The organism is Methylobacterium sp. WL103, assembly GCF_008039885.1.
In the GTDB taxonomy this organism is placed as follows: Bacteria; Pseudomonadota; Alphaproteobacteria; order Rhizobiales; family Beijerinckiaceae; genus Methylobacterium; species Methylobacterium cerastii.
Genome location: NZ_VRUX01000273.1, coordinates 1 through 5471 on the forward strand (window position 1 = coordinate 1; position 5471 = coordinate 5471).

Below are 5471 nucleotides of genomic sequence, written 5' to 3' on the forward strand. Positions count from 1 at the left end.
CCCGGATCGCGGCCGGCTACGGCGCCCGCGTGACGCTCGCGGAGGAGTACCGCGTCGGCGGCACCTGCGTGATCCGCGGCTGCGTGCCGAAGAAGCTCATGGTCTACGCCGGACGCTTCGCCGACGAGTTCGAGGACGCGGCCGGCTTCGGCTGGACGGTGGAGGCGCCGCGCTTCGACTGGAGCGTGATGAAGCGCCGGCGCGACGCCGAGGTGACGCGGCTCGAAGGCATCTACGACGCCAACCTGATCCGGGCCGGCGTCACCGTGGTGCCGGAGCGCGCGGTGATCGAGGACGCGCACGCGGTCCGCCTCGTCGCCAGCGACAGGCGCGTCACCGCCAAGGTCATCCTGGTCGCGGTCGGCGCCCACCCGGTCAAGGAGCCGACGGTGCCCGGCGCGGAGCTGGCGATCACCTCGAACGAGGTGTTCGAGCTGGAGACGCTGCCCGAGCGCATCCTGGTGATCGGCGGCGGCTACATCGCGGTCGAGTTCGCGGGCGTGTTCGCGGCCCTGGGCAGCCGGACCACGCTGCTCCACCGCGGCGACCGGCTGCTGCGCGGCTTCGACGACGAGATCCGCGACGCGCTGGGCGACGCCTACGCGAAGCGGCTCTCGCTCAAGCTGGGCCGCAACCTCGCCAAGCTCGAACGGGTCGACGGCGGCATCGCCGCGACCCTCGACGACGGCGAGACGTTCGTCGTCGATCAAGTGCTGATGGCGACCGGGCGTCGCCCCAACGTCGCCGGGCTCGGCCTCGACCGGGTCGGGATCGAGACCGACGCCGCCGGCGCGATCCCGGTCGACGCCTACTCGCAGACGGCGGTGCCCTCGATCTATGCGGTCGGCGACGTCACCAACCGCGCCAACCTCACGCCGATCGCCATCCGCGAGGGGCACGCCTTCGCCGACACCGTGTTCGGCGACAGGCCGGCCTGCGTCGACCATCGCCTGATCCCGACCGCGGTGTTCTCGACGCCGGAGATCGGCGTCGTCGGCCACAACGAGGACACCGCACGCGAAATCTACGGCCGGATCGATGTGTTCAAGGCAAGCTTCCGCCCGATGAAGGCGACGCTCTCGGGACGCGACGAGAAGGTCCTGATGAAGGTTTTGGTCGATTGCGCCAGCGACAAGGTCGTGGGCGTGCACGTCTTCGGCCACGATGCCGGCGAGCTCATCCAGGCGGTCGGCATCGCGGTGACCATGGGCGCGACCAAGGCGGATTTCGACCGTACCATCGCGGTGCATCCGACGGCGTCGGAAGAACTCGTGACGATGCGGGTTCCGCAGGTGACGAAGCACCCCGTCGCCGTCGGCTGACGATCCGCGCGCGATCGGCCCTCGACGCCGCGCATTCCCGGGCCATATCCGCACGATGGGCAAGCGAGACAGCGGCAAACGAGACACCGGCAAGGACGAGCCCGGCAAGGACGAGCCCGGCAAGCGGGGCCCGGACAAGCGGGAGCCGGCCGGCGACGACGCGCAAGTGCGGCGGCAGCGCGTCATCGACGGCCTGCTGGCCGACGCCCTCCGGCCGGCCTTCTCGACGACGGGCCCGAGCCGGGAGATGCTGGCGCCGGACATCCAGGGCGCGATCGACGCGCTCCTCGCCATGGCCACGGCACGCAAGAGCCGGTGCCTGACCTACGAGGACCTGGAGGAAGCGCTCCCCGCCCGCGACGTCTCGGCGGAGGACCTGGAGGCGATCTTCTGGGTCCTGGCCGAGCATGGCATCGAGGTCGAGGACGGCGAAGGCTGACCCATCCGCCCCGGCGCTCGCCGCGACCTGCGATCCGCCCAGCCCCGCGCCCGCCTCATCTCGCCCAGCCGGACAAACCGCTCTATAAGCCGCGCTTCGCGCCCAGATTCGGCGCGCACGGGAGAGGCGCCGCGAGGTGCGTGGGAGTGTGTGATGGGCGAGCGTTGGACACCGAAGACATGGCGTGACCTGCCGATCCAGCAGGTGCCGGCCTATCCGGATCCGGCCGCCCTCGAAGCGGTCGAGGCTCAGCTCGCGAGCTTCCCGCCCCTCGTCTTCGCGGGCGAGGCGCGCAAGCTGAAGACCGCGCTCGCGCGAGTCTCGACCGGCGACGCCTTCCTGCTCCAGGGCGGCGATTGCGCCGAGAGCTTCGACGAGCATTCGGCCGACAACATCCGCGATTTCTTCCGCGTGTTCCTGCAGATGGCTTTGGTACTCACCTTCGCCGGCGCGTCGCCCGTGGTGAAGGTCGGTCGCATCGCCGGGCAGTTCGCCAAGCCCCGATCCTCGCCGACCGAGACCCTCGACGGCGTCAGCCTGCCGAGCTACCGCGGCGACATCGTCAACGGGCTGACCTTCACGGACGAGGCCCGCATCCCCGATCCGCGCCGTCAGCTCGAAGCGTACCGCCAGTCGGCGGCGACGCTCAACCTGCTGCGCGCCTTCGCCACCGGCGGCTACGCCAACCTCGAGAACTCGCATCGGTGGATGCTGGGCTTCGTCAAGGACAGCCCGCAATCCTCCCGCTACGCCGACGTCGCCGAACGGATGACGGAGGCGCTCGACTTCATGCGCGCCATCGGGATCAACCCGGAGACGCACCAGGAGGTGCGGACCACCGACTTCTACACCAGCCACGAGGCGCTGCTGCTCGGCTACGAGGAGGCGATGACCCGCGTCGATTCGACGACCGGCGACTGGTACGCCACCTCGGGCCACATGCTGTGGATCGGCGACCGCACCCGCCAGCCGGACCACGCCCACGTCGAGTACGCCCGCGGCATCCGCAACCCGATCGGCCTCAAGTGCGGACCGTCGATGGACGCCGGCGGCCTGATCCGGCTCGCCGACGCGCTGAACCCAGGCAACGAGGCCGGGCGCCTCAGCCTGATCTGCCGGTTCGGCGCGGACAAGGTCGGCGAGCACCTGCCGCGGCTGGTGCGGGCGATTGAGCGCGAAGGCCGCAGCGTCGTGTGGGTGTGCGATCCGATGCACGGCAACACGATCTCGGCCGGCCGCTACAAGACGCGTCCGTTCGAGCGGGTGATGCAGGAGATCGAGGGGTTCTTCGGCGTGCACTCGGCCGAGGGCACGATCCCGGGCGGCATCCACCTGGAGATGACCGGCAAGGACGTCACCGAATGCACGGGCGGCGCCCGCGCGCTGACGGCGGACGACCTTCAAGACCGCTACCACACCTACTGCGACCCGCGACTCAACGCGGAGCAGGCCTTGGAAGTCGCGTTCCGCACGGCCGAGCTGGTCGGGCGCGGTCGCACCGCGGTGGAGCGTCCGCGCCTCGACGCGGCCGAATAGGCCAGCGAAGGGTCGCGTCGGCGAGGTACGCCGCCGCGGCCGCTCAGGCGATCGCGCGCTTCGCGCCGTTCCAATGGGCGATGAGGTCCGGCAGTTCGGCGGCCGGGACCGGCCGGCTGAACAGGTAGCCCTGGACCTCGTCGCAACCCTCGGCCCGGAGCTTGGCCAGCTGCGCCTCGGTCTCGACGCCCTCGGCGGTGGTGGTCATCCGCAGGCTCGCCCCGAGGCCGATCACCGCTCGGACGATGAACTCGGTGCCGTCCTCCGCGCAGAGGTCCCGCACGAAGGACTGGTCGATCTTGATCTTGTCGAAGGGGAAGCTGCGCAGGTAGCTCAGGCTCGAATAGCCGGTGCCGAAATCGTCCATCGAGACGCGCGCGCCGAGCATCTTGAGATTGTGCAGGATCGCCGTCGTCGCGCCGGTGTTGGCCACGAGCACGGATTCGGTGATCTCCAGTTCCAGGCGGTGGCCGGCGAGGTTGGTGGCCTGCAGGGCGTCGCGCACCGCCGTCACCAGGCTCGCCGAGGTGAACTGCACCGCCGAGACGTTGACCGCGACCTTGAGGCCGTCGGGCCAGCGGGTCGCCTCTTCGCAGGCGCGGCGCAACACCCATTCGCCGAGCGGGACGATCAGGCCGAGTTCCTCGGCCACCGGGATGAACTCCACCGGCGACACCCGTCCGCGCACCGGATGGTTCCAGCGCAGCAACGCCTCGAAGCCACAGATCCGCTCGGCGTTGAGGCAGTAGATCGGCTGGTAGTGGACCTCGAAGTCCTCGTTGGCGACGGCCTCGCGCAGGTCGACCTCGAACAGGCGCCGTGCCTGCAGCCGCGCATCCATCTCCGGCTCGAAGAACCGGAACGACCCGCGGGCGTCGACCTTGGAGCGGGCGAGGGCCACGTCGGCGTTCTTTAGGAGCTTCTCGCAGCTCGTGCCGTCATGGGGGGCCAGGGTGATCCCGAGGGTGACGCCCAGCGTGACCGTGTGGCTCGACAGGACGTAGGGCGCGCCGAGCACTTCCACGAGGCGGCGGGCGAGGACGGCGGCGTCCTCGGCGGTGTCGATTCCGCGCTGCAGGATCGCGAACTCGTCGCTGCCGAGGCGGGCGCAGGTGTCGATCTCGCGGATGCAGGCCTCGATCCGGTTGGCGGCGGCCTTCAGCAGCTCGTCGCCGACCACGTGGCCGAGGGTGTCGTTCACCGGCCGGAAGTCGTCGAGGTCGAGGCAGAACACGGCGAAACCGCTGCTGCGCCCGGCCTGCGCGATCGCGGCGTCGACCTGCTCGCTGAACAGGATGCGGTTCGGCAGCCCGGTGAGCGCGTCGTGGTGGGCGAGGAAGGCGATTCGCGCCTCCGCCTTGCGCCGGTCGGTCACGTCGTCGAAGGTCGCGACGAAGCCGCCGTCGGCCGTCGTGCGCTGCTCGATGGCGACGACGCGGCCGTTGGCGAGTTCCTGGAAATAGGTGCGGTCGGGACCGGCCGCGAAGATCGCCTCGGCCTCGCGCACCAGGTCGACGCGGCCGGAGCCGGGATGGTGGCCGGCCCCGAGGCTGCGTTCGAGAACGGACACGACCGACATGCCGGGGACGACAGAGCCCGGCGGCAGGTTGTAGATCTCGCCGTAGCGCCGGTTCACCACCATCAGCCGGTGGTCGGCGTCGTACAGGCACAGGCCCTGGCTCATGTTGTCGAGCGCCGCGTCCAGGCGCAGGTTGGTCTGGGTGAGCCCGGCCTCCTGCTCCTTGAGCACGCTGATGTCGCTGCACACGGCGACGAACCCGCCCTCCTGGGTGGCGCTGCGGCTGACGCGCAGCCAGCGCCCGTCGGCGAGCTGGACCTCGCCGTCCCGCGAAAGGGTGCGGGCGCAATCGACCAGCGCAGCGGGGGCGTCGGCCTGGCCGTTGGCGAGCGCGGTCACCGACGAACCGATCTCGACCGCCGAGCGCAGACCGATGAAGAACTGAAGCGCCTGGGCGTTGGCGAGCGCGATCCGCCCGTGGGCGTCGACGACGACGACGCCCTCGCGCGAGCTCTGCAGCGCGTCGGCGAGCAGGGTCTCGGCCGAACGGCGCTGGCTGACCTCGCGCTCCATCATCGCCTGGATGTTGTCGCGCATGGTCGCCATGGCCCGCAGCAGCGCGCCGAGCTCGTCGCGGCCGCCGGTCGGCACGGCG

At 70.7% G+C, this 5471-nt stretch carries 4 protein-coding genes; 3 read left to right on the forward strand and 1 reads right to left on the reverse strand.

Features of this window, described 5'->3' with window-relative positions:
- The 3 genes from gorA to FV222_RS16035 form a co-directional block, all read left to right on the forward strand.
- A partial coding sequence (gene gorA, locus FV222_RS16025) for a glutathione-disulfide reductase (protein WP_147815059.1) occupies window positions 1-1322 on the forward strand: 1322 nt, incomplete at its 5' end.
- 55 nt (window positions 1323-1377) lie between these two features.
- Window positions 1378-1761 carry an RNA polymerase sigma factor region1.1 domain-containing protein gene (locus tag FV222_RS16030; RefSeq protein WP_147815061.1) on the forward strand — a complete coding sequence of 128 codons (384 nt, stop codon included), beginning with the start codon at window positions 1378-1380 and terminating at the stop codon, window positions 1759-1761.
- Window positions 1762-1914: 153 nt separating this feature from the next.
- Complete coding sequence (locus tag FV222_RS16035) at window positions 1915-3297, forward strand: 3-deoxy-7-phosphoheptulonate synthase class II (protein WP_147761527.1); 1383 nt, start codon at window positions 1915-1917, stop codon at window positions 3295-3297.
- A gap of 43 nt (window positions 3298-3340) precedes the next feature.
- On the opposite strand, the gene FV222_RS16040 is transcribed toward FV222_RS16035, so the two are convergent.
- Window positions 3341-5471: EAL domain-containing protein (locus FV222_RS16040; RefSeq protein WP_147815063.1), on the reverse strand; the 2131-nt coding region annotated here is incomplete at its 5' end.

Coding starts and splice junctions, on each gene's coding strand:
- FV222_RS16035 (WP_147761527.1), top strand. CDS start 1,915: ATGGGCGAGCGTTGGACACCGAAGACATGGCGTGACCTGCCGATCCAG.
- FV222_RS16030 (WP_147815061.1), top strand. CDS start 1,378: ATGGGCAAGCGAGACAGCGGCAAACGAGACACCGGCAAGGACGAGCCC.